The 248-nt window shown below is 56.0% G+C and carries 1 protein-coding gene; it reads left to right on the top strand.

The genetic code is table 11. From position 1 onward, the window contains the following. A partial coding sequence (locus R2R70_RS22175; RefSeq protein WP_410979226.1) for a hypothetical protein occupies positions 1-248 on the top strand: 248 nt, incomplete at both ends.

Raw genomic sequence — 248 nt, 5'->3', positions numbered from 1 at the left:
AGGGCGGCTGGAAGTGATCCTCGTCGGCATTAAAATGATGATCCTGTTATTGCTGATTATTGCCGGTGTCTGGTCGCTGCAACCGGCGCATATTTCCGTCTCTGCGCCCCCCAGCTCCGGTGCGTTCTTCTCCTGTATCGGGATAACCTTCCTTGCCTATGCGGGCTTTGGCATGATGGCGAACGCGGCGGATAAAGTGAAAGATCCGCAGGTCATTATGCCACGGGCGTTTCTGGTGGCGATTGGCG

This window comes from Cobetia sp. SIMBA_158, from assembly GCF_046566945.1.
In the GTDB taxonomy this organism is placed as follows: domain Bacteria; phylum Pseudomonadota; class Gammaproteobacteria; order Pseudomonadales; family Halomonadaceae; genus Cobetia; species Cobetia amphilecti.
The sequence above is the reverse complement of the archived record's forward strand: the minus strand, read 5'-3'. Positions and strand labels throughout refer to the sequence as shown.